Origin of the sequence: Lacisediminihabitans profunda (assembly GCF_008040105.1) — a bacterium.
Lineage (GTDB): Bacteria > Actinomycetota > Actinomycetes > Actinomycetales > Microbacteriaceae > Lacisediminihabitans > Lacisediminihabitans profunda.
Genome location: NZ_VRMG01000120.1, coordinates 1 through 301, shown reverse-complemented (window position 1 = coordinate 301; position 301 = coordinate 1). Strand labels below are relative to the sequence as shown.

1 protein-coding gene is annotated in these 301 nt (G+C 68.1%); it reads left to right on the top strand.

Going from position 1 to position 301, the window contains the following annotated elements; genetic code table 11:
- The coding region (locus FVP33_RS19260) for an NAD(P)-dependent oxidoreductase (protein ID WP_281289423.1) at nucleotides 1-301 on the top strand (301 nt) is incomplete at both ends.

The following is a 301-nucleotide window of genomic DNA, read 5'->3' as shown; positions in this document are numbered from 1 at the left end:
GGCGGGGTGGCGTGGCCTGAGGCGGATAGCACTGCGGCAGAAGGCGGTCTCTCGCAAGATCCGCGCCGGACACAACAGGGGCCAGAGCAAATATCGCACGAGGCCTCCCGTCCGGGAGCTCACGTTCAAGGCGGTCGGCCTGATCGGGTTCGGTCCCATCGGCTGGCGCCTGCGCGAATTCCTAGCACCGTTCGAGTGCCCGTTCATCGCCTATGACCCGTACGCGCCCCGCGAGCTCGCAGATGCGCAACGCGTCGATTTCGCCTCGCTGGCGACGGTGCTGGGGCGGGACGTCGTGGTC